The sequence below is a fragment of the Kibdelosporangium philippinense genome, assembly GCF_021390435.2.
Lineage (GTDB): Bacteria > Actinomycetota > Actinomycetes > Mycobacteriales > Pseudonocardiaceae > Kibdelosporangium > Kibdelosporangium philippinense.
In genome coordinates this window covers 2,711,784-2,737,353 of sequence record NZ_JAJVCN010000001.1, presented here as the reverse complement: position 1 = coordinate 2,737,353, position 25,570 = coordinate 2,711,784, and the positions used below count along the sequence as shown (strand labels likewise).

General features: G+C 64.7%; 20 protein-coding genes. 17 read left to right on the top strand and 3 right to left on the bottom strand.

The genetic code is table 11. The features are described 5' to 3' along the window. Positions 1-64 precede the first annotated feature (64 nt). The 7 genes from LWC34_RS12440 to efeB all read left to right on the top strand — a co-directional run bounded on the left by LWC34_RS12440 (position 65) and on the right by efeB (position 9,245). A complete protein-coding gene (locus LWC34_RS12440) occupies positions 65-2,908 on the top strand; it encodes a ribonucleoside-diphosphate reductase subunit alpha (RefSeq protein ID WP_233725206.1) in 2,844 nt (947 codons plus the stop codon). Then, the gene (locus LWC34_RS12435) at positions 2,899-3,975 is read left to right on the top strand and encodes a ribonucleotide-diphosphate reductase subunit beta (RefSeq protein ID WP_233725205.1); all 1,077 of its coding nucleotides are present in this window, start codon (positions 2,899-2,901) and stop codon (positions 3,973-3,975) included. The genes LWC34_RS12440 and LWC34_RS12435 overlap by 10 nt, the downstream gene beginning before the upstream one ends. 82 nt (positions 3,976-4,057) lie before the next feature. Then, positions 4,058-4,378 carry an NrdR family transcriptional regulator gene (locus tag LWC34_RS12430; protein ID WP_233725204.1) on the top strand — a complete coding sequence of 107 codons (321 nt, stop codon included), beginning with the start codon at positions 4,058-4,060 and terminating at the stop codon, positions 4,376-4,378. Between the two features lie 415 nt (positions 4,379-4,793). Then, positions 4,794-5,291 carry a hypothetical protein gene (locus LWC34_RS12425; RefSeq protein ID WP_233725203.1) on the top strand — a complete coding sequence of 166 codons (498 nt, stop codon included), beginning with the start codon at positions 4,794-4,796 and terminating at the stop codon, positions 5,289-5,291. A gap of 743 nt (positions 5,292-6,034) precedes the next feature. Beyond that, positions 6,035-6,880: an iron uptake transporter permease EfeU gene (gene efeU, locus LWC34_RS12420; protein ID WP_233725202.1), complete on the top strand. Its 846-nt coding sequence runs from the start codon at positions 6,035-6,037 to the stop codon at positions 6,878-6,880. Beyond that, positions 6,877-8,001: an iron uptake system protein EfeO gene (gene efeO, locus LWC34_RS12415; RefSeq protein ID WP_233725201.1), complete on the top strand. Its 1,125-nt coding sequence runs from the start codon at positions 6,877-6,879 to the stop codon at positions 7,999-8,001. Before efeU ends, efeO begins: the two co-directional genes overlap by 4 nt. Beyond that, a complete protein-coding gene (gene efeB / locus LWC34_RS12410) occupies positions 7,998-9,245 on the top strand; it encodes an iron uptake transporter deferrochelatase/peroxidase subunit (protein ID WP_233725200.1) in 1,248 nt (415 codons plus the stop codon). Before efeO ends, efeB begins: the two co-directional genes overlap by 4 nt. 59 nt (positions 9,246-9,304) lie before the next feature. Here efeB and LWC34_RS12405 read toward each other — a convergent pair whose 3' ends face one another. After that, positions 9,305-10,228, bottom strand: a complete 924-nt coding sequence (locus tag LWC34_RS12405) for a M56 family metallopeptidase (protein WP_233725199.1) — start codon at positions 10,226-10,228, stop codon at positions 9,305-9,307. A gap of 31 nt (positions 10,229-10,259) precedes the next feature. Here LWC34_RS12405 and LWC34_RS12400 point away from each other — a divergent pair, with 31 nt between their 5' ends. Further along, positions 10,260-10,637, top strand: a complete 378-nt coding sequence (locus tag LWC34_RS12400) for a BlaI/MecI/CopY family transcriptional regulator (RefSeq protein ID WP_233725198.1) — start codon at positions 10,260-10,262, stop codon at positions 10,635-10,637. Between the two features lie 203 nt (positions 10,638-10,840). Here LWC34_RS12400 and LWC34_RS12395 read toward each other — a convergent pair whose 3' ends face one another. Both LWC34_RS12395 and LWC34_RS12390 read right to left on the bottom strand, forming a co-directional pair. Beyond that, complete coding sequence (locus LWC34_RS12395) at positions 10,841-10,984, bottom strand: hypothetical protein (protein ID WP_233725197.1); 144 nt, start codon at positions 10,982-10,984, stop codon at positions 10,841-10,843. 691 nt (positions 10,985-11,675) lie between these two features. Continuing rightward, positions 11,676-13,079: an aminopeptidase P family protein gene (locus LWC34_RS12390; protein WP_233725196.1), complete on the bottom strand. Its 1,404-nt coding sequence runs from the start codon at positions 13,077-13,079 to the stop codon at positions 11,676-11,678. Between the two features lie 79 nt (positions 13,080-13,158). Between LWC34_RS12390 and LWC34_RS12385 the strand changes: the two genes are divergently transcribed. From LWC34_RS12385 to LWC34_RS12345, 9 genes are all read left to right on the top strand, one after another. Next, positions 13,159-14,058, top strand: a complete 900-nt coding sequence (locus LWC34_RS12385) for a LysR family transcriptional regulator (RefSeq protein WP_233725195.1) — start codon at positions 13,159-13,161, stop codon at positions 14,056-14,058. Between the two features lie 91 nt (positions 14,059-14,149). Further along, complete coding sequence (locus tag LWC34_RS12380; protein WP_233725194.1) at positions 14,150-15,145, top strand: LacI family DNA-binding transcriptional regulator; 996 nt, start codon at positions 14,150-14,152, stop codon at positions 15,143-15,145. A gap of 17 nt (positions 15,146-15,162) precedes the next feature. Next, positions 15,163-15,591 (top strand): RbsD/FucU family protein, encoded by a 429-nt coding sequence (locus tag LWC34_RS12375; protein WP_233725193.1) that lies wholly within the window; start codon positions 15,163-15,165, stop codon positions 15,589-15,591. Continuing rightward, complete coding sequence (locus tag LWC34_RS12370) at positions 15,588-17,048, top strand: purine-cytosine permease family protein (RefSeq protein ID WP_233725192.1); 1,461 nt, start codon at positions 15,588-15,590, stop codon at positions 17,046-17,048. Before LWC34_RS12375 ends, LWC34_RS12370 begins: the two co-directional genes overlap by 4 nt. Beyond that, entirely contained in the window at positions 17,041-18,366 is a 1,326-nt protein-coding gene (locus LWC34_RS12365) for a hypothetical protein (protein WP_233725191.1), read from the top strand. The genes LWC34_RS12370 and LWC34_RS12365 overlap by 8 nt, the downstream gene beginning before the upstream one ends. Positions 18,367-18,405: 39 nt before the next feature. Beyond that, entirely contained in the window at positions 18,406-19,743 is a 1,338-nt protein-coding gene (locus LWC34_RS12360) for a type 1 glutamine amidotransferase family protein (RefSeq protein ID WP_233725190.1), read from the top strand. A 941-nt stretch (positions 19,744-20,684) separates the two neighbouring features. After that, a complete protein-coding gene (locus LWC34_RS12355; RefSeq protein ID WP_233725189.1) occupies positions 20,685-20,852 on the top strand; it encodes a hypothetical protein in 168 nt (55 codons plus the stop codon). Between the two features lie 27 nt (positions 20,853-20,879). Then, positions 20,880-22,982, top strand: coding sequence for an ATP-binding protein (locus tag LWC34_RS58005; protein ID WP_233725188.1), 2,103 nt, complete (start codon positions 20,880-20,882; stop codon positions 22,980-22,982). A gap of 356 nt (positions 22,983-23,338) precedes the next feature. Beyond that, on the top strand, positions 23,339-25,450 hold the full coding sequence (locus LWC34_RS12345; RefSeq protein WP_233725187.1) for a catalase: 2,112 nt from the start codon (positions 23,339-23,341) through the stop codon (positions 25,448-25,450). Positions 25,451-25,570 lie beyond the last annotated feature (120 nt).

Sequence of the window (25,570 nt, the reverse complement as noted above, 5' to 3'; positions counted from 1 at the left end):
GTAGTGCGTGCTTTGTGTCGCCACCTTCACGCTCCGGGCCGTACGTGCTCGCGAGGAGAGGGCTGTGTCGACAACAACCACGGACACCGGGGTCGCGCAGGTGCGGGTGATCCGCCGTGATGGCAGTGTCTCGGCGTTCAGCGCCACCAAAATCCATGTGGTGATAACCAAGGCGTTCCTGGCCGTCGGCGGCGACGGGGTGGCTTCCGCGTCCCATCTGCATCCGATGGTCACGGAGCTCACCGACCAGGTTCAGTCGGCGCTGCTCAGGCACACCCGCCCCGAGACGACTCTGCACATCGAGCAGATCCAGGACCAGGTCGAACTGGCGTTGATGCGCGGCGGGCACCACAAGGTCGCCCGGGCCTACGTGTTGTACCGCGAGGAGCACGCCAAGGCACGGAAGACCGTCCCGGCCGCTCCCGAGTTCCGGGTGAAGAAGGCGGACGGCGACCTCGCCCCGATGGACTGGGACCGGACCGCGGCTGTGGTCAACGAGGCGTGCGCGGACCTCGAAGACGTGTCACCCGAACTGGTACTGGCCGAGGTGCGCCGGGCCCTTTACGACGGCATCACGGCGGATGAACTGGCAGTGGCATTGGTCATGTCCGCGCGGACGCTGGTGGAGACCGAGCCGAACTACTCGTTCATCGCCGCTCGCCTGCTGCTGGACCAACTGCGCCGCGAGGTGCTGACCAGGGTCGCGGGCCGCCCGGTCGAGGCGACCGGCGAGCAGATGTCGTACTCGACCTACTTCCCGGAGTACGTCCGGCTGGGCATCGCCCTTGACCGGTTGGACCCGGAACTGGCCGAGTTCGACGTCAACCGGCTCGCGGCCGCCATTCGGCCGGACCGTGACGCCAAGTTCGACTTCCTGGGCATGCAGACCCTCTACGACCGCTACTTCCTGCATGACGACGGCGTGCGTTACGAGTTGCCGCAGGCGTTCTTCATGCGTGTCGCGATGGGACTCGCGCTGCGTGAGGACGACCGCGAGGCTCGGGCGATCGAGTTCTACGAGCTGCTGTCCACATTTGACTTCATGTGCTCGACGCCGACGCTGTTCAACTCCGGCACAACCCGTCCGCAGCTGTCCTCGTGCTTCCTGACCACAGTGGACGATGACCTCAAGAGCATCTTCCAGAGCTACCAGAACAACGCGCTGCTCGCGAAGTACTCCGGCGGGCTCGGCAACGACTGGACGCCCGTACGCGGCATGGGCGCGCACATCAAGGGCACCAACGGCCAGTCCCAGGGTGTCGTGCCGTTCCTGAAGGTTGCCAACGACACCGCGGTCGCTGTGAATCAGGGCGGCCGCCGCAAGGGGGCGGCGTGCGCGTACCTGGAAACGTGGCACATCGACGTCGAGGAGTTCCTCGACCTGCGCAAGAACACCGGCGACGACCGGCGCCGCACGCACGACATGAACACCGCGAACTGGGTGCCGGACGAGTTCCTGCGCCGGGTCGAGGCCGACGCGCAGTGGATGCTCTTCTCCCCCGACGAAACGCCTGACCTGCACGACCTGTACGGCTTGGCGTTCGCCGAGCGGTACCGCGCGTACGAGCAAGCAGCCGACGCGGGCGAGATCCGCGTGTTCAAGCGTGTCCGCGCGGTCGACCTGTGGCGGCGGATGCTGACCATGCTGTTCGAGACCGGTCACCCGTGGATCACGTTCAAGGACCCATGCAACCTGCGTTCGCCGCAGCAGCACGTGGGCGTGGTGCACTCGTCGAACCTGTGCACCGAGATCACGCTGAACACCAGCTCCGACGAGGTCGCGGTGTGCAACCTCGGCTCGGTCAACCTGGCCAACCACGTCACCTCTGCCGGCTTGGACGCCGAGCGTGTGAAGCGCACCGTTCACACCGCGGTGCGGATGTTGGACAACGTGATCGACATCAACTTCTACACCATCCCGGAAGCTGAGCGGTCCAACCTGCGGCACCGCCCGATCGGCCTTGGGATGATGGGCTTCCAGGACGCCCTGTTCACCCTCCGGCTCGTGCCCGGTACGCCGGAGGCTGTGGAATTCGCTGACCGCAGCATGGAGCACATCAGCTACCACGCGTTGTCGGCCTCAGCGGACCTGGCACGCGAGCGCGGCGCCTACGAGACGTTCGATGGTTCGCTGTGGAGCCAGGGCATCCTGCCGATCGACTCCATCGCACTGCTCGCCGAAGCCAGGGGTGGCGCGCTCGACGTGGACACGTCGTCCACATTGGACTGGGAAGCCCTGCGGACCAGGGTACGCGGTGGAATGCGCAACTCGAACACCATGGCCATCGCGCCGACGGCGACCATCTCCAACATCTGCGGTGTCGGCCAGTCCATCGAGCCGCTGTTCCGCAACCTGTACGTGAAGTCGAACATGTCCGGCGACTTCACCGTGCTCAACCGGCACCTCGTGGCCGACCTCAAGGCGCGGGGCCTGTGGGACGAGGCGATGGTCTCGGACCTGAAGTACTTCGACGGTTCGCTCGCGCCCATCGACCGGGTGCCCGACGACCTGAAAGCGTTGTACGCCACGGCGTTCGAGATGCCCTCCGAGTGGCTGATCGAAGCCGCGTCGCGGCGCCAGAAGTGGATCGACCAGGCGCAGTCGCTCAACCTGTACATCGCCGCTCCCAGCGGCCGCAAGCTCGACAACCTGTACCGGCTCGCGTGGCACAAGGGTCTCAAGACCACCTACTACCTGCGTTCCACCGCTGCGACCAGCGTGGAGAAGTCCACGTTGCGCGGCACCGACGGCAAGCTCAACGCCGTGCGCCCGGTCAGCGAGCCCGCGGCGACACCGACCGGGACACCGACTGCAACAGCGGCTCCGCCCACCACACTCGCGCCAAGCGCGGCCAATGAGGCCCTCGTCTGCTCCATCACCGACCCCGACTGCGAGGCATGCCAGTGACCACGAATTCCGCCGACACCACCGGCCTCGGCACCATCGAGCGCGGCGCCGGCCGGGTGCAGGTCGACGACAAGGCGATGATCAACGCCCGCGCCGACGTCAACCAGCTGCTGCCGTTGAAGTACCAGTGGGCGTGGGACAAGTACCTCGCCGGGTGCGCCAACCACTGGATGCCGACCGAGGTCTCGATGCAGGCCGACATCGCCCTCTGGCGCTCGCCGAACGGTCTCACCCACGACGAGCGGCACACGATCAAGCGCAACCTCGGCTTCTTCGCCACTTCGGAGTCGTTGGTCGCCAACAACATCGTGCTCGCGGTGTACCGGCACCTGACCAACCCCGAATGCCGCCAGTACCTGCTGCGCCAGGCCTTCGAGGAGGCCGTGCACACGCACACCTTCCAGTACATCTGCGAGTCGCTCGGCCTGGACGAGGGCGAGCTGTTCAACATGTACCGCGAGGTCCCGTCGATCACCGACAAGGCCGCGTGGGCACTGAACTACACCCAGAACCTGGAAGACCCGGATTTCCACACCGGCACTCCCGCGGCGGACCAGGCGTTCCTGCGTGACCTCGTGGCGTTCTACGTGGTGTTCGAGGGAATGTGGTTCTACACGGGATTCGCGCAGATCCTGTCGTTCGGGCGGCGCAACAAGATGGTCGGCATCGCCGAGCAGTACCAGTACATCCTGCGCGACGAGTCGATCCACCTGAACTTCGGGATCGACTCGATCAACCAGATCAAGATCGAGAACCCGCACCTGTGGGGTGAGGACTTCCAGGCAGAGGTTCGCACCATGCTGGGCGAGGCGTGTGAGCTGGAAGTCGCGTACGGCCGCGACACCATGCCCAACGGCCTGCTCGGCCTGAACTCCGAACAGTGCGAGCAGTACATGCACTTCATCACCAACCGGCGCTGCGCGCAGCTGGGCCTGGCACCGGTGTTCGGACCGGCGGAGAACCCCTTCCCGTGGATGTCGGAGGCGATCGATCTGAAGAAGGAGAAGAACTTCTTCGAAACCAGGGTCACCGAGTACGCCTCGGGATCCTCGCTGGACTGGGACTGATCAACCTCTCGGAGTTCGGCCGGGGCACCCCGGCCGAACCCGGTCCCGCAGCACCCTCCGTCCCCGCCGTGAAAGGTGACTCATGCGCTGCCCGTTCTGCCGCAACGCGGACTCCCGCGTGGTCGACTCCCGTGAAGTCGATGAAGGACAGGTCATCCGCCGCAGGAGGTCCTGCACGGAATGCGGTCGCAGGTTCACCACCGTCGAGGAGGCCATCCTCGGCCCGCTCCGTGAGCTCGACGAGGTCACCTACCTGCGCTTCGCCAGCGTGTATCACTCCTTCGACTCAGCCGACGACTTCGCGAAGGCGATCGACGAGCTGCGCGCCAACAGGCACAAGGACACTACAGTGGGCGAGGAAACCCCGACCCCCAAGGGCAACCGGCCGCGCTCGAAAACCTGACCCACACAATTACCGGCTCGTGTGCCTGATCTCGCAGCCGAGGCCGATGGCGAAGGTCTTGCCGGGGCGGATGAATCCGCTGCGGCCCGCGCGACCCAGAGGTAACGCGAACGCGCCGCACACGCTCCATAGTGGACATGTCCCGCTGGCGCGGGAGAAGTGGAATCCGGTGAAACGGAATCAGCCTGAAGCTGGTGTTGGCATGGTTTCTTTCTCAGCGCCTTGATCCTTTGCCAGCCGTGGAGTTTGCCCCTCATTGAGGTGCCTAGTGGTGTACTGCAACCGTGGGCGATATCGATCAACAATTTTCGTAGGCCAACCGAGTGAAGTGGCCCGTACATGTAACAGCTGGTGACGGTTGTCCGAAGGCTTCTCATACACCGTGAAGCTGGGAACAGCAGTTGAGGGAGCCGTCATGGCCGATTACCGCGCAGATGTCGATCCAGGTTTCAGAATCGCGCGCGAGCTGATGAAGTTCTTGATGAACGCCGCACTGGTTGTCGCCCCGGCCTTCCTTGGCGGGCTTGCGATCTTCTTCGTGTCGCGGGCGTTTGTCGCCGGGGTGGGATCAGGATTCCGCAGCCTCGCGGCGATAGTGTTTCCGCTGATGGTGCTCGCATTCGTGTACGCGGGGAAGAAACTCTCGCACGAAGTCGAACGCCAGCGAAAAGTCGAACTCCCTGAACTGCCGACGCTCGCAGAGGTCGCGATCATGGCTGTTGTTGGCGGAGTCTCGATGCTCTTGCTCGAGTTGTCCACCACAATTCCTATCGTTGAGCTCGTGCTGGCCACCGGGTTCTCGTTCATCGTGTACGTTCTTGGCCAAGGCAGGGACCGCGCCGCGCCATATTGCCTCGGGCTGGTGATCGGGAGCCTCGGCTATGTGATCATCGTTGGCGTTCCGCACTTCTGACCGATGCACCGCGCGCAGAGATCGGCTGGTTTATGAAGCCAGCCGATCTCGAATGAGGTCGGTGTCCCGCATCACGCACCACGCCGTTGCGTTCCCGTCCCGATCAAGTAGCAAAAATGTCCGCGTTTTCGGGTACGCGACCGGTTGCGACGACCATTGTGTATGCGTGTGGATCTGACGACGGCTGGCATCGGACGTGACCAACCTGGACGCACAGAAATCGCTTCCCCAGCGAAGTTCTACCGCCGACGAAGAGTTCAACTACCCGTTTCAAGCGGTGTTTGCTCGGACTGAAGGCCGCCTGTACGCGACTTCGCCCGCTACAAAGCGCTATACAGCATCGAATCAGTGATCGCACCGTACATGCGCGGCGGCACACGGTTCCTACCTCGCATGCATTGGGCTGCCAGGCCGAGCGAACCACCGCAACGCCGGGCTGAACGTTCGCACAGCACCAAGACCTGGCCACAGCGTCGACGGCAGCGGTCCAGTCTCCGGCGGCCCTACTGATCTGCCGTCCCGACAGCTGGACGGGCACTTTGTGCCAGCGTCGGACCAGGCGCGGACCGTCCGGCTGGTCACGCTGCCAGTCGCGTTCATGACCGGCGCACGCCGTTCCTGGACTGCCTGTTGTCACGGCCTCACGCTTGAGTTAGCTTCTACACGCGCGTAAAAGTTAGTGCAGCCTATCTTTCCTTGCCGGTGCGCCGACCAGGCGAGATCCGGCCGGGCAAGGGAGTGCGATGCTTTTCAGTAACGCCCTGTTGGGGCTGCGGGAAGGATTCGAGGCCGCGCTGGTCGTCAGCATCCTGATCGCGTTCCTGGTGAAGACCGGCCAGCGAGCTTCGCTGAAGTGGGTCTGGGCCGGTGTGGGCATGGCAGTCGCGCTGTCGGTCACGGTGGGCGCAGTTCTGACGTACGGCACGTCGAGCCTGTCGTTCCAGACGCAGGAACTCGTCGGGGGCGCGTTGTCGATCGTCGCTGTCGCGCTGGTCACCGGCATGATCTTCTGGATGCGGGCAACTGCCCGCACCATCGCGTCGGATCTGCGGGGCAAATTGTCCGAAGCCGTCGTTCTCGGGCCTCTCGCGGTCATCGGCGTCGCATTCCTGTCGGTCGGCCGGGAAGGTCTGGAAACGGCCGTCTTCTTCTACGCGGCCGTGCAGACCGCGGGCGGCGGGACGTCCCAGCCACTGATCGGTTTCGTCGCCGGAATCCTGTTCGCGGTCATCCTCGGGTATCTGCTGTACCGGGGCAGCGTCCGGCTCAACCTGACCAAGTTCTTCCAGATCACCGGTGTCCTGCTCGTGATCGTCGCCGCGGGAGTCCTCGGGTACGGCGTGCACGACCTGCAGGAGGGCCGATTCCTGCCGGGTCTGGAAACGCTGGCGTTCGACTTGTCCGGTCCGATCCCGGAGGCCTCCTGGTACGGCACCTTGCTCAAAGGATTGTTCAACTACTCCCAGCAGACCACTGTCCTGCAGGCGGTCACGTGGGTCAGCTATGTCGCGGTGGTGCTGACGTTGTTCCTCTGGCCTCGTCGCACCCCACATCACACCGTCCATCCGACACCCGTGAGGTCCTCGTGAAGGTTCGCGCCGCCGCTGTTGTGGCACCACTGTTCGTGCTGGCCGCCTGTAGCGGCAACACGGACGCTCCTGCCGCCGCGGGAGGCCCGATCGCTGTAGAGGCCAACGACGACGCCTGCAAGGTCGCAAGGAACTCGGCGGACGCCGGCAACATCACCTTCGAAGTCTCCAACAAGGGCTCGAAGGTCACCGAGTTCTACCTCTACGGCGAGGGCGACCGGATCATGGGCGAGGTCGAGAACATCGGCCCCGGCCTGACCCGCCGGCTGATCGTCGAGGTGGCCGAGGCCGGCAAGTTCCAGACCGCGTGCAAACCCGGTATGAAGGGCGACGGCATCCGCGGCGACTTCACCGTGTCCGGCGGCGTGGTCAAGGCCGCGGACGCGAACGCGCAACTGGGTGAGGCCACCAGGAGCTACCAGCGGTATGTCAACTCGCAGACCGAGTCGTTCACGGTGAAGACCACCGAGTTCGTCAACGCTGTCAAGGCAGGCAAGGTCGAAGAGGCCAAGGCGCTCTATCCGGTCGCGCGAATCTACTGGGAACGCATCGAACCGGTGGCCGAGAGCTTCGGCGACATCGACCCGAAGATCGACGCGCGCGAGCCGGACGTGGAGCCTGGGCAGCAATTCACCGGGTTCCACCGGCTGGAGAAGGACCTGTGGGTCTCCGGCCTGCAGGCCGATTCGCCACAGATCGCCGACCAGCTGCTCGCGGACGTTCAGGACCTGCGAGCCAAGGCGTTGAACCTCGAGTACACCCCGGTGCAGATGGCCAACGGCGCCAAGGAACTGCTCGACGAAGTCGCCCGCGGCAAGATCACCGGCGAGGAAGACCAGTACTCGCACACCGACCTGTACGACTTCCGGTCCAATCTAGACGGTTCGCAGGCAGCGGTCGCCGCGCTGCGCCCGGTGATCGACAGCCGGGACAAGGCCTTGGGCGCGGTACTCGACGACAAGTTCGCCGCCGTCGGCGCGTTGCTGGAGAAGCAACGCAAAGGCGACACGTTCAAGCTCTATACCGAACTGACTCCGGACGAGGTCAAGGAACTGGCCGCGGCGGTGGACGCGTTGGGCGAGCCGGTGAGCAAGGTCGCGGAAGTCGTGGCGGCGAGATGACTGGCAAGATGACCCGCCGTTCGATGTTCGGCTTGGCGGGTGCGGCCGCGACCGGTGTAGCCGCCGGCGTGCTCGGCGATCGGTTCATTGACAGCTCAACCCCCGAACCTGGTGACGCGACGGCCGAATCAGTTCCGTTCCACGGCCCGCAGCAAGCGGGAATCGTCACCGCGGCACAGGACCGGATGCACTTCGTCGCGTTCGATGTGACCACAAAGGACCGGCGCGAGCTGGCCTCGTTGTTGCTTGACTGGACTGATGCCGCCCGGCGGATGATCGAAGGAATGGAGGCTGCCGACAAAGGGGCTGTCGGCGGCCATCCCGACGCCCCGCCCGCGGACACCGGCGAAGCACTAGGGCTCCCTGCTTCAGCATTGACGTTGACAGTCGGGTTCGGGCCGTCGCTGTTCGACTCCCGATTCGGGCTCGCGGACAAGCGCCCGCCCGCACTCATCGACCTGCCACTCTTCCCAGCCGACGCACTGGACCCACGCCGCAGCGGCGGGGACATCTGCGTGCAGGCCTGCGCCAACGACCCGCAGGTCGCGGTGCACGCCATCCGAAACCTCGCGCGGATCGGCTTCGGCAAGGTCGCCGTGCGCTGGTCACAGCTCGGCTTCGGCCGGACCTCCTCGACATCCCGTACCCAGGCCACACCTCGTAACCTGTTCGGCTTCAAGGACGGCACCCGCAACATCAAGGCCGAGGACGTCCAGTCCTTGCGAGACCACGTCTGGGTCGCGCCCGGCGACGGACCGGACTGGATGACCGGCGGCACCTACCTGGTGGCTCGCCGAATCCGGATGCACATCGAGATCTGGGACCGGACATCACTGTCGGAGCAGGAACAGATTGTCGGCCGTAGCAAGGGGGTCGGCGCGCCACTCGGCCAGGTCGACGAATTCGACGAGCCGGATCTGCATGTTCGTGGTGCCGGCGGGCTCCCGGTCATCGCCGACGACTCGCACATCCGGCTGGCTTCGGCGGAAAGCCTGAACGGCGTGAAGATCCTGCGCCGCGGGTACAACTTCACCGACGGCACGGACGGTCTGGGCCATCTGGACGCCGGCTTGTTCTTCATCGGATTCAACCGTGACACACGCACCCAGTTCGTACCGATGCAGCATGCTCTGTCCGGAACGGACAAGATGATGGAGTACCTGCAGCACAACGGTTCGGGCCACTTCGCCATACCGCCGGGTGTCAGCAAGAACGGCTATTGGGGAGACGCTCTGCTGGCATGATCGGCCGCCAGTGCCGCCTCGGTCCGCAATGGACTCTCACGCCACCCCGAACGGCCCAGTCAACGGCTGGCCAACGCCAGCAACTCGAAGAGGTCGTAGATGCACTCCGCAGTCCAAACCAGCGTTCCCAAAGCCAGCGCAGCCGGGACGACCACCTGCCAACGACGAACCTGCCCAGGACCGAGCAGCGCCTTCACCCTGCCTGGCACGACACCTGGCGCAGCACTCACCGCCATCATCAGCGGCCCCACCCGACTCGTCACAGCCGGACGCGCCGAGGCGGCCAAAGCGGCCAGCCCGATCGCCCGAGCCACGCACCCACGATCGCCGAGCTCGATCGCCGCCTGCTCGTCAGCAGCCCGCTCGACCAAGAACTCGACCTTGCGAACGACGGGGATCAGGGCGGGATGAATCACCGCGGCCAGCCTGGCCAGCCAGACCAGGCGTTGATGGTTGTGCACAAGGTGGGCGCGTTCATGGGCAACGACGGCGGCGTACTGGGCCTCATCGAGAGTATCCCGCATCCCTCTGGTGACCACGATCCTGCCGGGCGCACCGGGCAACGCGAACGCGTCAACCCGACGGTCTGGGATGATGACCACTTCGCCCTCAGATTCGAGCATGCCAGCCTGCGTGTGCGCGCTATGCATCGCCCGGGAATGCCGCCACACCTGCCAGATCACTGCGACGACGATGAACACGGTCCACGCGAAGGAAAACCACGACACCCACGACACGTGAGCCGTATCGGCGAGAACGACTTGATACGACCAGCCGCCGAGATCCGCGACCGCTGGAATCTCAGCCAAAGCCTTGAGCGCGAACGACAACAGGTTCAACACACTCGACGCCGCCGCGACGATCGCGGCCCACGCGAACGCCCGCGCGGCGAGATCAGGCCTCAGCCGATCGGCAAGCAACCACATCGCGAACCACACGACCAGCGGAACCGCCACAACCGACACCACAAAGTGGTCAAACATCCACGCCACCCCCGATGGGTAAGCTCTCCACGTGACTGAATCGGCGGACCGGCGGCAGCGGCGTAAGCCCGGCGCCCTCTCGGCCGAGATCCTCGACGCACTCAGCAAGTCGGACGAAGCACTGACCCCAGGCGAGATCCTGGCGGTTCTCCCAGACGGCCTGTCCTACAGTGCTGTAGTCACAACCCTCACACGCCTGCACGAAAAAGAGGTCGTCACCCGCGAACGCGATGGACGCGCATACCGCTACCGCGCGACCGGCGACCAAACAGCTCTCGTGGCCTGGCGCATGGGCCGCATCCTCGAGACCGAGGCTGATCACGCGTCGGTGCTCACCCGCTTCGTGGGCGCACTGAACGAACAAGATGAGCAACTCCTGCGCGACCTGCTGAACAAGGACAAGGGCTAACCGTTCAGGTAAGCCTAACCTCACGCGCCTACCTGGTCTACGCGTCGGCCGCCGCAGGCGTACACCACATCAGTTGACTACGCGCTCGCCGGACATTCCCATACCTGCCAAAGCCCAATAGATACTTCGCGAGCCATTTTGGATATCCCGAACCGAGGTGTCTGGCGCGCCGTATTCACCACATCGGCCGACGAGATCCGCGACTAACTAATCGTGCTGATCTTCGCGCCCGCGTTCGCCCCCACCGAACCACCCAGCCGGACCAGCTCATCCGCCAGACCCGACAACCCCGCATCCTCGGCCAGCCGCATCACCGACACCACGCCACGCGTATGCGATGCTTTCACCCAGCAGATGTCCTCTCACTCGGACCGATATGTTTCTGTCGCAAGAACAATCGTCCCAAGTCAGAGGGCATCTGCCCGTTCACGACACCGGCGACGCTCCTACCGCGGTGTTCCGGACGGGTTCGTGGTCGTCGGGGACGCGGCCTGCACGACAAATCCGCTCTACAGCTACGGAATGGCCGAGGCAGCGATGGGCGCGAGGGCGATGGGCGATCTCGTGGCTAGGGGCAGGATCCGCCCCGGCCTGGCCGCGACCGTCCAGGCCGCTGTCGCACGAAGCGTAGACGTGCCTTGGAAGATCGCGGTCGGCGCGGACCGGCCGCATGCGGCCGGCGAGTCGACGCGTCCAACGGCATCGGAACGGTTGACGAACTGGTACTTGAGCCGGTGTAGTTGCCAAGGCGGCCGTCGATCCTGTTGTGAGCGCGGCATTCCGCGAAGTGATCGCCTTGGTCGCGCCACCCACCCGTCTGTTTTCCCTGCCGGTCCTGTATCGGGTGCTCGCGCTCCCCCAGCGGCCCGGACTGACGCAGATACCGCGTGACGTGGGCTGACGGAAATACACCCCTCACTCTGCTCGACGGACGAGGACAAGAGACAACAGTGCGGCGGCTGAACGCCATAACGGGCGCAATGCTCTCATCCCCTGCTTCAAGACGTATGGAGTCATCCCTGCTCAGTCGTTGTCCGATCAACGCCGGGCCGACACCCACGCTTCCAATCCTGACGCGTCCCGTGGCAGTGCGGTGGACAGCACCCGGTTGCCTGAGTCGGTCACCACGACGTTCTCCTCGATACGTACGCCGATCCCACGCAGTTCAGGCGGTACCGTCTCGTCATTGGGGTGGAAGTACAAGCCAGGCTCGACCGCGAGCGTCATGCCCGCTGCCACCGTGCCTTGGTGGTACGCCTCGGGAGAGGAACTGGCACAGTCATGCACATCAAGGCCGAGGAAATGGCCGACACCGCAAACGATGTAGCGGCGATGATGCTGCCCACGGTCATCCAGCGCCTCATCGACCGTGACCGGCAGCAAACCCCAATCGTGCAAGCCCGTCGCGAGTACACGCATCGCCGCACGATGGAACTCCATGTACGGCGCGCCAGGTCGTACCGCCGCCAATGCCGCCTCGGTCGCTTGTTCCACTAGGTCGTGGATCTGTTTCTGGGCTGCGTTGTAGCGGCCTGACACCGGCAGGGTACGGGTGATGTCCGCGGTGTAGAGCGTGTTCATCTCCACACCGGCGTCGAGCAGCAGCACGGCATCCTCTGGCACTGGGCCGTTGTTACGTACCCAATGCAGCACCGGAGCGTGCGGACCAGCGGCCACAATGGACGCGTAACCTGGACCGTTTCCCGCTGTGCGGGCGCGGCGATCGAACGTGCCCTGCAGCCACCGTTCGCCGCCGGATTCCACGGCGTTCTTCAACTCAGCGGCGACGTCCGCGAATCCTTGCACGGTCGCGTCCACTGCGGACTGGAGCTGCCCGATTTCCCAGTCGTCCTTCACCCTCCGCAGTTCGGCAAGCACTCGGCGCAAGTGCGCAGTGCGATCCGGGCCCGTCAGGGAGTCCAGCAACGGATCCACGCCGAAGGTGCTGTGCACGGCAGGCACCTTGCCACGCAACGCTGACGGAAGATCCTGGATCGGGCGGCAGCGCAAACCCGTCGCCGACGCCCACTCCGCAAGACCGGGCACCGGCCCGATCCACAGCTCCCCGTCGCGGGCGTTGGCGAAGAAGTCCGGCTCGGCTGGCCCGGCCGGCTCGTGCAGGAACAACTCGGCGTCGCCGTCGGGGTACATCACGAGCACCGCGCCCTCGGCCGAACACCCAGTCAGCCACGAGAAGTCGCTGTCCGGCCGGAAGTCATAGTCGGTGTCGTTGGATCGTGCGGGCGCCCAGCCGGAGGCCGCCGCGATGCGCGCGCCAGGCAGAGCCGCCCGCAACTGGTCGCGGTGCCGGGCAGCAGCCTCGGCCGCGCCGTCAACCAGCCGCACGCCACGGTCGATCGGACCCCAGTCACCGCGGACGAATCCGCGGAACCCGGTGGCTTGCACCAAGTTGCTCGGGTCCCGGCGGGCTGGTCTGGTCACTGTGGTCCACCTTTCGTCAGCTCAAGAATGCGTGGGGCAGGTGGCTCGGGCAACTCCCGGCTCTGCCTAACATCGCGTTATGGAGCTGGAGGTTCGGCATCTTCGGGTGATCTGCGCGATCGCGGAGACAGGCAGTCTGACCCGGGCCGCCGCGGCGCTGCGGCAGACCCAGCCGGGCGTGAGCGCCCAGCTGGGCAGGATCGAGACCATGCTCGGCGGACGGTTGTTCGACAGGGGCCAGAACGGCGTCGTCCCGACTCCGTTGGGTGAGCTGGTCATCACCCGTGCCCAAGCCGTGCTGCCGACGCTCGACGAGTTGATGAACACGGCCGCTGTTATGCCTGGAAGCTCGCCGAGGCAGTTCCGGCTCGGCTCGGTGTCCGGACCGTTCATGGGCGCGCTGATCAGTGAGGTCCGCGCGTTGCATCACGATGCGAGCATCACCTCACGTAGCCATCACACATCGCAGCCCTTGGTGGATGACGTGGCCAACGGCCGTCTCGAGGTGGCTGTGGTCGGTGACAGCCCCGGTTATGAACTGCCCGCGCCTCCCGGTGTCGTGCTTCGGCCCGTCGTGACCGAACCCGTGTTCGCTCTGCTTCCCGAAACCCATCCGCTGGCCAGGCATTCGGAAGTCGATCTCGCGGACTTGATGGAGCACGATTGGGCCGTTCCCAGGCCGGAGGACCGTACGCCCGAATACTGGGCCAGGGTAGGACTCGGCACCGGTGGGCGGATGCGTGTGCGGTACGAGGCCGAGGGCCGGACCCTGGTGGAAATCGTCCGTCACGGTCACGCGGTCAGTCTGGTACAGCCCACCTTCGACGAAGTCCCCGGCGTCGTGACCAGACCTATCGCCGGTGATCCGATCCGTTACCGCCATCTGCTCGCTTGGCACCGTGACGGCCCGCTGGCCCAATCGGGCGACGTGATCGTCAAGCACCTCGTCCGCGCCTACCGTGCGGCCCGGCACCGGTAGGACCGTTCACCATTGCGGAAACGCCAACCACCGATCTACTCTGCTCGAACGGTCTACGCGCGTAGACCACATAGGACAGGAACGGTACGCGATGACCACCGAGCGTCCCCGGGTGACCCGCCAGGACGTGGCGCGGGCGGCAGGCACGTCGGTCGCGGTGGTGAGCTATGTCGTGAACAACGGGCCTCGGCCGGTCTCGCGGCTGACCAGGGAGCGGGTCCTCAAAGCGATCACCGAAACGGGTTACCGCCCAAACGGGATCGCCAAGGCGCTGGCGGCCGGCCGGACCGGCACCTACGCGCTGATCGTGCCGGACGTCTCCAACCCGTTCTTCGCCGCGCTCGCCCACGCGTTGGAAGACCGGACGTACGCGATGGGCAAGGTGCTCCTGCTCGGCAACTCCGGGCAGAGTTCCGACCGCGAGCGGGCGATCATCGAGAAGTTCATCCAGCAGCAGGTCGACGGGGTGTTGTACGTCGGCGTGAATCCGCCTGGCGGGCTGGATCTGCTGACCGCCAGCGGGATTCCGGTCGTGATGCTGGACCGGATGGCCGACGGGACCGACGCCGCTTGCGTGACGATCAACAACACGGAGGCCGCGAGAGTCGCGACCGGTCACTTGGTCAGCCACGGCTATCGCGACATCGGCCTGGTCACCGGGCCCGCGAACCTCTCCACCTCCGCGGACCGTCGGCGGGGATGGCAGATCGCGATCGTCGATGCTGGACTGCGCGCGGACGAATCGGCGGTGTTCGTCGAGGAGTTCTCACGTGCCGGTGGGCTGAGGGCGGGGCAGCGGCTACTGGCCGAGCGCCCCGACCTGGACGCGGTCTTCGTGGCCAGCGACCAGATGGCGTTGGGCGTGGGCAAGACCGCAGCCGACATGGGCAGGCGCATACCGGACGACCTGGCGATTGTCACGTTCGACGGCACCAGTGACACGCAGTACTTCACCCCTCCCCTGACGACAATCGCCCAGCCGTTGGACGAAATCGCCTCGAACGCCGTCACCCTGCTTTCCCAGGCGCGGCCCGAACGGGTCGTCTGCGAATTCGAGCTGGTCATCGGGCGGTCCTGCGGCTGCTGACATTTCGAAGGCGCCTCATGCTCAAGGGAATCGATCCCGTCTTCGGGCCCGAACTGCTGGCCCCGCTTGCCCGGATGGGACACGCCGACCAGCTCGCGATCGTGGATCTCAACTACCCGGCTTACAGCGCTCGCCAGCCGGTCGTCCGGATCCATGGACATTCCGCGCCGGAATTCATGACCAAACTCGGCACCCTGCTGCCGGTCGACGACTTCGTCGAGCACCCGATCACGTACATGCGCGATCCCGATCACGCCGATGCGCCGAACGAGGTGCAGCGCGAGTTCATAGACGAGGCTCAGCGCGCGGAAGGCAGGCCGCTCGGCGCCGTCGCGCTGGACCGATTGGCTTTCTACAAGCGTTGTACCGAGGTCAGTGTGGTCGTCGTGACCGACGAGTTCCGTCCATATGGGTGCTTTCTTGTCGCGAAAGGCGTGGTCCGATGAGCACAGCACCTAGTGCCGTTGAACGCAACGGGATCAACCCGGTTCCGGACACCGAACGGCGTGGCAGGCCAAGGGAACTGTTCGCCATCTGGTTCTCCTGGAACGTCTCGATCCTCGGAATCGGTTACGGCATCTACGTTTTCGGCCTGGGACTGAGTGTTTGGCAGGCGATTCTGGCCGGCACACTTGGTTACGTCGGTTCGGCGTTACTGGTGGGTGTGCTGTCGGTCGGCGGCCCGCGTACGGGGTTGCCAACGCTCACCCAAACCAGGTTCGCGTTTGGCTTGCAGGGCAACAAGTTCCCGGCCGTGTTCGCGTACATCACCAGTGTCGGCTGGAATATCATCATCATCGCGGTGGCTTGGACCACAGGCGCCGCGCTGCTGGGCAGGCTGTGGCCGAATGCTTTCGTGGCCGAAGGCGGTGGGGTGTCGTCCGGTGCCGTCGTGATCTGGTTCGTGGTCGTACTTGCGGTGACGCTGCTCGTCGCGATGATCGGGCATCAGCTGATCGTCAAGGTGGAAAGCTGGATCGCGTGGCTGACTGCTGTCATGACGGTTGTTTTCATCGTTCTCATCGTGCCGCACATCCGTTGGGAGGCCGTTGGATCAGTTCCCGACGGCAGTTGGGTTCGGTTTCTTGGCGGGGTTATCCTCGCGATGACGATGGTCGGGCTGGGTTTCTTGACCTATGGCGGTGACTTCGCCCGCTACCTTCCTCGCGCTGTGCCCGCTCGTGGTGTGATCACGTGGACGACAGCCGGGATTGCCTTGCCAGTCACGGCTTTGCTGGTCCTTGGTGTACTGCTGGCCGCGGGCAACTCGGATCTGGGCACCGCCGCGGCCAGCGATCCGATCGGGGCGCTGACCGCGTTGTTGCCGCTGTGGTTCTTGATCCCTTTCTCCATCGTCGTCGTGATCTCCCTGGTGGCGGCCGCGATCACGAGCGTGTACTCGTCGGGTCTCGCGTTGCTGGCACTCGGAATGCCGTTGTCCCGGATCGGAACGACGGCCCTCAACACGATCGTCATTTCGGCCGGTGCGTTCTACTTGTTGTTCGTCTCGGACTCCTTCTTGGCGACTTTTCAGGCTTTTCTCGCGCTGGTCTCGGTGCTCACCGGAGCCATGGGCAGCATTCAACTGGTCGACTTCGTCCGGCAGCGGTGGCTTGACTGGGATGTCACGATGGCACTGCCCAGTTCGGCGGGTGGCCGTGACGTGCGATGGACCGCGATCGTCTCGCTTGGACTCGCGGCGTTCGTCGGACTTGGAACCGTGACGTCGGCCGATCCGAACATCGCGACGGTTGTCGGATTCCTACTCGGCAGCGAAGCCGAGAAAGGTGTTGTCGGGCAGGCGAACCTTGGTGTCGTACTGGCGATGCTCGTCGCCGCCGCGGTGTACGCGTGCCTCACCTTTGTGTTCGAAGTAGACAACAAGACGGTGACTGATGACTGAAATCCTGCCGGATGATTGGCAATCTCCGGGTACGTACTGGTTCTGGCATCGAGTACCGACGCCGGACGAGATCCGCGACCAGATCACGGATATGCGACAGGCGGGTTACCGGTCATTCCAGATTCAGACCCGGATGGCGTTTCCCCGCGAGGAATACCTTGGGCCGGAGTACCTTTCGGCCTATCGGGCGGCTGTTGACGAGGCTGCGCGTCAGGGAATGCTTGTCGGGATCTACGATGAGTACAAATGGCTGTCCGGGCACGCCGGTGGGCGTACGGTTGCCGGCCGGGACGAGTTGCGAGAGCGTCATCTGTTCTGGACGACAGCGTCCGTTGTGGATGGTCGGGCGCGGTGCATGGTGGATGACATCAGGCCGACGGATGTCGAAGCTCTTCTTGAGCAAGGAATGTCGTGGGTTTTCGAAGATGGCCGGGTGGCATGGGATGAGTGGGAAATCGTGGCCGCCGTCGATCACCACGGTGCCGCTGTCACCGCACGATTCGCGGAGGTCTCCCCTTCTGGCTGCGTGCTCGAGGTCAGCGCCGCCGAACCTGACACCACGGTCACTGTCTTCGTGGCGGCGCGATGCGCGTCGAGCAGGATGATCAACTACCTCCTTCCCGAAGCCGCGCAACGGTTTATTGAAGTTGGTTACGAACCCTACCGTGCCGCACTCGGAGAGCATTTCGGAACGACCGTTCGGTACGCGTTCTTCGATCAGCCGCACGCGTGCTTTTTCCGATGGCGCCAGCACCATGGCCACGTGGGCAGCTCGCTGATGTGGTCAGCCGAACTTGCTGCTCGCTTCAGCGATTTGCCACAGGTGTTGCTCGCGCTCGTGACCGATGTCGGTGTTGCCACAGCGAAAAGTCGCTGCGAGTTCTTCGAAACCTATTCAGCGCAAGCGATCGAGGCGTTGTTTGGGACGGTCGGACAGTGGTGCCGTGCTCATGGCATCGAGTTCACGGGCCACGAGGTGTTCGGGTCGGTAGGTTCGTGGGACTTCACCGACACAGTCATCACGGCCGACCCGCGCACCAACTTCGGCAACGACCACTTCGCCATCGACCGGTTCCGCGACCGGACGGCCGTGGACGCTTCCAACGCGCAACCGCAGATGGCCGCGAAACTAGGCGATTCGGTCGCCAGGGCGCACGGGCGCAGCCGTTGCATCGTGGAACAGTACTTCTCCAGCGACGCCAACGGTTCGCATTTCGCCGCCGGTCGCTGGGAGCTCACGCTGCGTGAGTTGCGCGCTGCGGCCATCCGGCACCACCTGCTCGGTGCCCGCCAGTTGGTGATGCACGCGTACTGGTAGACTGATGGCTGGGCGACGCCGCGCGATGAGGATGCGCAGATGTTCGTGAACCCCCGCTTCGATTTTCCACCTGGCGTGAACTTCGAGCCGTGGTTCGTGCATCACCGGGCCTTCGCTGAGGAATCGGGCCGCTTGTCCGCGTTTCTGGACGCGGCCCGTCCGGAGTGCGAGGTCGCGGTGCTCTATCCATTGCGGACTGGATGGGCATGCGGTCCCGGTCACCACTTCGGCGCACATACCGCCGTATGGACGGAATACCTCGCACGGGCGGGAATCGGGTTCCACTTGGTGGACGAGCGTGACCTGCGCGCTGCGACTGTGGCTTCAGGAAAGATCTTCTTCAGCGATCGTGGCTACTCCACAGTGGTGCTTCCAGGTGTCGAGGTGGTCAAGGACATCGCAACTGTCGAAGTACTGCAACGGATGCGAGCGGCTGGCGGCACGGTCCTGGCATCAGGTGAACTGCCAGCCGCGAGCCAGCAGCGTGGATCCGACCCGGCACTCACCGCCATGGCATCGGCAGCCTGCACGAAGCATTGGCCAGACACTCCCACAATCGCGGAACTCGACATGACGTTGCGCGGTGGCCGCGTCAGGACAGCAGATCCCAACGTCACTGTCTGGACCAGCAGCGGCCGAGACGACCACGGAACCCGCGTCGCGTTCTTTGTGGACAGTCCACATCGGCAGACAGTAACCGTCATCCCGCCGTCGGTCCCCGCAAGCGTCCGCCGTTTCGACGCCACAACCGGTGAGATCCTTGATCTCGGCACAACGTCGGGCGCGCTCCGCCTGGAATGCCACGCCGAGCAACTTGTGTGCCTTCTGTTCACCGACGGCCCTACCTCTGTGCCAGCCGACATTGTCCTCAGTACAGGATGGAGCATCGACATCGGCGAAGGTCCGCGGCCAGTCCGGACCGACATCGGCTGGGAACGTCAGGGAATGGCCGAATACAGCGGTATCGCCGAATACCGGCTGCGATTCGACATGCCAGACCCAGAATGGCCCGAGTGGGAGCTGGTACTGCCCGCCGTTCACACCGCGGCCGAAGTCACGCTCAACGGCACGGAAATCGCGAACCTGGCCTGGCCGCCCTACTCTTGTCCAATACCGCGCGGCCTGCTGAAGCCAACAGGGAACGTGCTCAAGTTGTTCGTCGCCTCGACCGCGGCCAACGCGTACTACGCCAAGAGCGGTCAACGCACAGAGCTCGCACCCAGCGGACTGGCGGCGTTCCCGTGCTCCGAAGCCACCTCAGTTGACCGACTGGGACCGGTCGTCGGCGATCTTCCTAGTGGCTCTACCCCAATGCCGCTTAGAGCCTGTCTCATGTGGTTGATCATGATCTGTCGTGATCATTCTTGTGTCGGATGATCTGTCGCTGCGGTTGACGCCGGATGAGTTGTGAGCGTTGGCACAGCCGTTGATCCCTGGGTGTGATCCGCAGCCGCTTCCGCGCCTTGCTCACCCTTGCCGCCACGCTCATCTGCTACAAGAAACTCCGCAAAGCAGCCACATGAGACACGCTCTTTTAGTTCACGCCCTCCGTCAGTAGGAGCAGTTCTACAATTCTCGCCGACCCCACCAAGGCATCGCCAACGCTCGACGGCTACGACCACTGCCGTCGCCGATCACCGGTCAGATCGCCACTGTCGACATCCATCGACACCAGCGTTTGGGCGGCATCCTCAACGAATACCACTATGCAGCCTGACCTGCATGGATGGCATTTCGGCAAGTGCACCGTCAGTGCACCGACGTGGCGCCTGATGCTATGGCTTCGCGCGAGTGCAGCTGCACACGATGTCGCCAGCGCCGAGCGGGACGCCTGGCGGATAGTCTGCGGCCTCGTATTTATGGCCAAACCAGATGGGGTGGATCAACCGTTATGTCGAAGATTTCCGAGGATCCCAATGAATCTGCGAATCGAATGACTTCTGGGTGGTACCGGAGTGCCCCGCGGATCTGTTCGTTGTCACCAGGCACGCGTTCCGGTGCCCAGACCTGCACTTCGATCCTCGTACCGTTCCTCCGAACGTCCACTTTGTCCACTAGATGTTCCGAACTCGTCAGTACACCCATGCTCACTACCGCACGAATCTCTCGATCGGCGGACAGCGGGAGCGGGTCTAACCTCAGGATCCGAGCAGGAACCACTCGCCACCTTGGCCGATATCGGCCGGTGGCGTGTACGCGTCATCCTGTGGACGGCTCGAAACGGTGATGGAAGCTATTCTCGGTCGCTGTGGGATCCCGGCCCTCGCATGGTGAGTCCCCACGCGAGGCCGTTGTCAGCGTGAAGACCGAGGGGCGGCATGGTCGTTCCGCACAACCTCCCGGCCGACGTCACCAGTTTTGTCGGCCGCGGGCGCGAGATCAGCCAGGCCAAGCAGTTGCTGGCGACCAACCGCCTGCTCACCCTGACGGGAATCGGCGGCGTCGGCAAGACCCGGATCGCCCTGCAGGTGGCGGCCGCGGTGTGACGAGCGTTCCCTGCCGGAGTCTGGCTGGTGGAACTCGCTTCTGTGCGTGATCCGTTGCTGGTGGCACACACCGCGGTGCAGGTGCTGGACATCCCCGATCAGAGTGGCCGCCCGCCGTTGGAGCTGCTGATCGATTTCCTGCGGCAGCGGCAGGCGTTGCTCATCCTGGACACCTGCGAGCATCTGGTCGACGAGTGCGCGAAGGTCGCCGACGCGCTGTTGCGGGAGGTGCGTCACCTGCGGATCATGGCCACCAGCCGGGAGAGCCTGCGGGTGGCGGGTGAACAGTTGCTGATCGTCGAACCGCTGTCGCTGCCCAAGGCGGCATCGGATCCCGACCACCCGGCGATCAGGTTGTTCATCGACCGGGCCGGCGCGGTGGTGTCGAATGTCGCGCTCGATGCGGGCAACCGGGAGCGGGTGATCGGCATCTGCCGGCGCGTGGAGGGCATCCCGTTGGCCATCGAACTGGCCGCAGCCCTGCTGCGGTACCTCTCGCTGGAGCAGATCCTTCAGCGGCTGGACGACCGTTTCCCGTTGCTGACCACCGGTCCCCGGCTCGCGGCAGCCCGGCATCAGACCTTGCGGGCGGCCATCGACTGGAGTTTCGAGCTCTGCACGTCGGCTGAACAGCGGTTGTGGTCCCGGCTGTCGGTCTTTCCCGGCAGCTTCGACCTGGAGGCGGCCGAGCGGGTGTACTCGGAGTGCGGAAGCGGTCCGGCGGAGGTGGCCGAATTGTTCGAGGGCTTGGTGGGCAAGTCGATTCTCACCGGCACCGACAGCGGCACCGGGCGGTACCTGTTGCTGGACACCCTGCGCCAGTACGCCGCCGAGAAGCTCTCCGCCGCCGGCGAGGACGAGACGCTGTTGCGGCAGCGCCACGCCGACTGGTGCCGGCGCCTGACCGAACACGCCGAGCAGGAATGGTTCGGCCGCAGCCAGCAGGCCTGGTATCACCGGATGCGGCTCGAACACGCCAACCTCCGCGCCGCACTGGACTTCTACCTCGAGGCGGGCCAGACCCGGACCGCGCAGCGCATGGCGAACACCCTGTGGTTCTACTGGGTCGGCTGCGGTCGCCTCGCCGAGGGACACCACTGGCTGAATCGGGTACTCGCGGCCGACAGCTTGCCGAGCCGCGAGCGGGCCAAAGCACTGTGGGTCAACGGGTACTACCGCTTCACCGTCGGGAACAGCGAAGCCGCGACAAGGATGGCAGACGAGTGTCTGGGCTGGGCGCGACAGCACAACGACGACAGCACAGCGGCGCACGCCATGTTCGTGCACGCGGGCGTCCGCCTGATCCAGGGGGACTTCCACGCCGCCGAGGCGCTGGCCGAGCAGGCCATCGCCCGTTTCGCGGCCAGCGGCGAAGTGGGATGTGTCCCGGTCATGGCCCAATGTGTGCAGGCCACAGCGCTCGCGTGGCGCGGCGACCATGCCCGGGCGATACCCCTCGCCCAGCAGCCCGTCGAGATTTGCCAACGCCACGGCGAGCAATGGAGCCAGGGCTGGGCTCGTTACGTACTCGCCGTGGCCCACTGGCATGGGGGCGAACTGGCGGAGGCAGCCGCGAACACGCGGGAAGGCCTGCGGATCAAGCGAATCTTCAATGACGTCGTCGGCGTGGGATTCTTCATCGACATGCTCTCCTGGATTGCCGGCAGGACCGGCGACCACGAACGCGCCGCCGAACTGATCGGTGCCGCGGACCAGGTCTGGCGCCTGACCGGCGGTGAGCCAAGGATAGGTTCTCCGATACTGCTTGACCCGCACGAACAGTGCGCCCGACAGGCCCGGTTGCACCTCGGTGACCAGGCATTCCACGCTGCCGTCGACTGTGGCGCCGAACACGCCACCGACCTGGAGCACGCCGCCGCCTACGCTCTGGGCGAAGCCACCCGCTCGCGCCCCAGCCCAGCCTGGCATCCAGACACGGCCACGCTGACCGCACGAGAGCGACAGGTGGCGCAACTCGTCGCCGAAGGCCTGTCCAACAAGCAGATCGCGGCCCGGCTAGTGATCGCGCCGCGGACCGCGGAAGGGCACGTCGAACGGATCCTGACCAAACTCGGCTTTGCCAAGCGCGCCCAGATCGCCACCTGGATCCACCACCAACACCTCACCTGAACAACTCTCACGTCCCCGTGGTGCGACATCAGCGGCCATCTGCACGGTTGTACCTGTCCTGGTCGACAATGCGGCCATCCAGTTTGACCTGGCCGATCGTGACGTCCGACGATCTGCGGTCGTGTCTGTTCCGCCGCCGTCAGATCACCGGCCATGTTCGGTACGAGCCCCCGGATCGTCTCTGGTTGGCCGCGCTGCGCGGATGCAGCCGGAATGCCATAAAGATCCTTCTCCACCAGCCATCCCGCTTCCGTTACCCAGTCATACACCCATTTCAGTGACATTCACTCCGGCCGTCAGGGCGCAAAGCAGGTGCGTGGCAGATTAGGCGTGCAGTGACCGGGTACGCCGACTGCATGGCACTTCGCGATGAGAAGGATCGGCAGCTGGACTCCGCACGAGTGGACTCAGTGGACACTCACCTGACCAGTCAGCAAGGCGTCCGGGTCGACCACACCGACGACTCGCTGACCGCCGGTGATCGAGGCCCGACACTGCTGGAGGATTTTCACACGAGGGAGAAGATCACCCATTTCGACCACGAACGCATCCCCGAACGAGTCGTACACGCACGAGGGGCGGGAGCGTATGGTCATTTCCAGCCCTATGACGGATGGCTCGCTGAGTTCACCGCCGCGCAATTCCTGACTGATCCTGACATCAGCACGCCGGTCTTCGTGCGGTTCTCCACTGTGGCCGGTTCGCGCGGCTCGGCGGACACCGTGCGGGACGTCCGTGGGTTCGCGACGAAGTTCTATACCCGGCAGGGCAACTACGATCTGGTCGGCAACAACATGCCGGTGTTCTTCATCCAGGACGGCATCAAGTTCCCGGACTTCGTACACGCGGTCAAACCCGAGCCGCACAACGACATCCCGCAGGCCCAGTCGGCGCACGACACACTGTGGGACTTCGTCGCGCTGCAGCCGGAGACCATGCACATGATGATGTGGCTGATGTCCGACCGGGCACTACCGCGCAGCTACCGAATGATGCAGGGCTTCGGCGTGCACACTTTCCGGCTGGTCAACGCCCATGGCGCTGGCACGTTCGTGAAGTTCCACTGGAAACCCGTGCTCGGCACGCACTCCCTTGTCTGGGACGAGACGCAGAAGATCGCGGGCAAGGACCCCGACTTCAACCGCCGCGACCTCTGGGAAGCCATCGAGACGGGTAACTTCCCTGAGTGGGAACTGGGTGTGCAACTCGTGCCCGAGGCCGATGAGCACCGCTTCGGCTTCGACCTGCTGGACGCCACGAAGATCATCCCAGAGGAAGCGGTCCCGGTCCGGCCGGTCGGCCGGATGGTGCTCGACCGCAACCCGGACAACTTCTTCGCCGAGACCGAACAGGTCGCCTTTCACACCGCGAACATCGTGCCCGGCATCGACTTCACCAACGATCCACTGCTCCAGGCCCGCAACTTCTCCTATTTGGACACTCAGCTGCTGCGGCTCGGTGGCCCCAACTTCGCGCACATCCCGGTCAACCGGCCGGTGGCGCCGGTGCACAACAACCAGCGCGACGGTTTCCAGCAACACCAGATCCACCGGGGCCGCACGAGCTATTTCAAGAACAGCCTTGGCGGCGGCTGCCCGGCGGTCTCCGGTGACTTCCCCGAAGTCTTCGCGCACTACCAGGAGAAAGTCGAAGGCACGAAGATCCGCAGGCGCAGCATGAGCTTCAAAGACTTCTACAGCCAGGCGACCCTGTTCTGGAACAGCATGAGCGAGACAGAGAAAGACCACATCGTCGCCGCGTTCCGCTTCGAACTGGGCAAAGTCGACCACATCGAGATCCGGGCCGCGGTGGTGGACCAGCTCAACCATGTCGACCACGAGCTCGCGATCCTGGTCGCCAAAGGCATCGGAGTTCCAGCGCCGGAGCAGGAAGCCATACCCAACCACGGCCACAGCTCCCCCGCGTTGAGCCAGCTCACCGCACCCGTGACAGGCGTGCGGACCCGCAAGGTCGCCATCCTGATCGCCGACGGCGTCGACGGAAAGGGCACACGCCGACTCGTGGCCGCGCTGAAGGAAAGCGGCGCCATTCCCGAACTGCTCGCTCCGGCCGACGGCATGGTCCGCAGCGCCAATGATGACGATCTCCAAGCCGACCGGGCAATCAACACCATGGCATCAGTGCTCTACGACGCCGTTGTCGTCCCTTGTGGACCCGACAGCGTCGCCGCGCTGAGCAAGGACGGGTACGCCGTGCACTTCGTGACCGAGGCATTCAAGCACGGCAAAGCGGTCGGTGCTTTCGGCGTCGGTATCAAGTTGTTGCGCAAGGCGAACCTCGGTGAGACGCGCATCGCGACCAATGAGGACGACATCGTCAGCGATGTGGGCGTCGTGACGGCACCAGCCGCGGAGGATTCCTTGCCCGCCCAGTACTTCGACACGCTCATCACGGAGATCGGCCAGCATCGCGCGTGGCATCGCGACACGTCCAGCATCCCAGCGTGAGCAAAGGTGACAAGGTCGAATGGGACAGCCACGGCGGCACCGCCGTCGGCGTCACCTCCCATCCCAGGAGCGGAATTCCCTGGTTCGCATGACCGAAACTTCCGAACCGAGCCGACAGCC

What these genes read in the sequence shown, in the direction of transcription:
- LWC34_RS12365 (WP_233725191.1), top strand. Translation starts at nt 17,041, where the DNA reads ATGACTGAAATCCTGCCGGATGATTGGCAATCTCCGGGTACGTACTGG.
- efeB (WP_233725200.1), top strand. Translation starts at nt 7,998, where the DNA reads ATGACTGGCAAGATGACCCGCCGTTCGATGTTCGGCTTGGCGGGTGCG.
- LWC34_RS12345 (WP_233725187.1), top strand. Translation starts at nt 23,339, where the DNA reads ATGGCACTTCGCGATGAGAAGGATCGGCAGCTGGACTCCGCACGAGTG.
- LWC34_RS12385 (WP_233725195.1), top strand. Translation starts at nt 13,159, where the DNA reads ATGGAGCTGGAGGTTCGGCATCTTCGGGTGATCTGCGCGATCGCGGAG.
- LWC34_RS12435 (WP_233725205.1), top strand. Translation starts at nt 2,899, where the DNA reads ATGCCAGTGACCACGAATTCCGCCGACACCACCGGCCTCGGCACCATC.
- LWC34_RS12355 (WP_233725189.1), top strand. Translation starts at nt 20,685, where the DNA reads ATGGTCGTTCCGCACAACCTCCCGGCCGACGTCACCAGTTTTGTCGGC.
- LWC34_RS12425 (WP_233725203.1), top strand. Translation starts at nt 4,794, where the DNA reads ATGGCCGATTACCGCGCAGATGTCGATCCAGGTTTCAGAATCGCGCGC.
- LWC34_RS12380 (WP_233725194.1), top strand. Translation starts at nt 14,150, where the DNA reads ATGACCACCGAGCGTCCCCGGGTGACCCGCCAGGACGTGGCGCGGGCG.
- LWC34_RS12430 (WP_233725204.1), top strand. Translation starts at nt 4,058, where the DNA reads ATGCGCTGCCCGTTCTGCCGCAACGCGGACTCCCGCGTGGTCGACTCC.
- LWC34_RS12360 (WP_233725190.1), top strand. Translation starts at nt 18,406, where the DNA reads ATGTTCGTGAACCCCCGCTTCGATTTTCCACCTGGCGTGAACTTCGAG.
- LWC34_RS12375 (WP_233725193.1), top strand. Translation starts at nt 15,163, where the DNA reads ATGCTCAAGGGAATCGATCCCGTCTTCGGGCCCGAACTGCTGGCCCCG.
- LWC34_RS12405 (WP_233725199.1), bottom strand. Translation starts at nt 10,228, where the DNA reads ATGTTTGACCACTTTGTGGTGTCGGTTGTGGCGGTTCCGCTGGTCGTG.
- efeU (WP_233725202.1), top strand. Translation starts at nt 6,035, where the DNA reads ATGCTTTTCAGTAACGCCCTGTTGGGGCTGCGGGAAGGATTCGAGGCC.
- LWC34_RS12370 (WP_233725192.1), top strand. Translation starts at nt 15,588, where the DNA reads ATGAGCACAGCACCTAGTGCCGTTGAACGCAACGGGATCAACCCGGTT.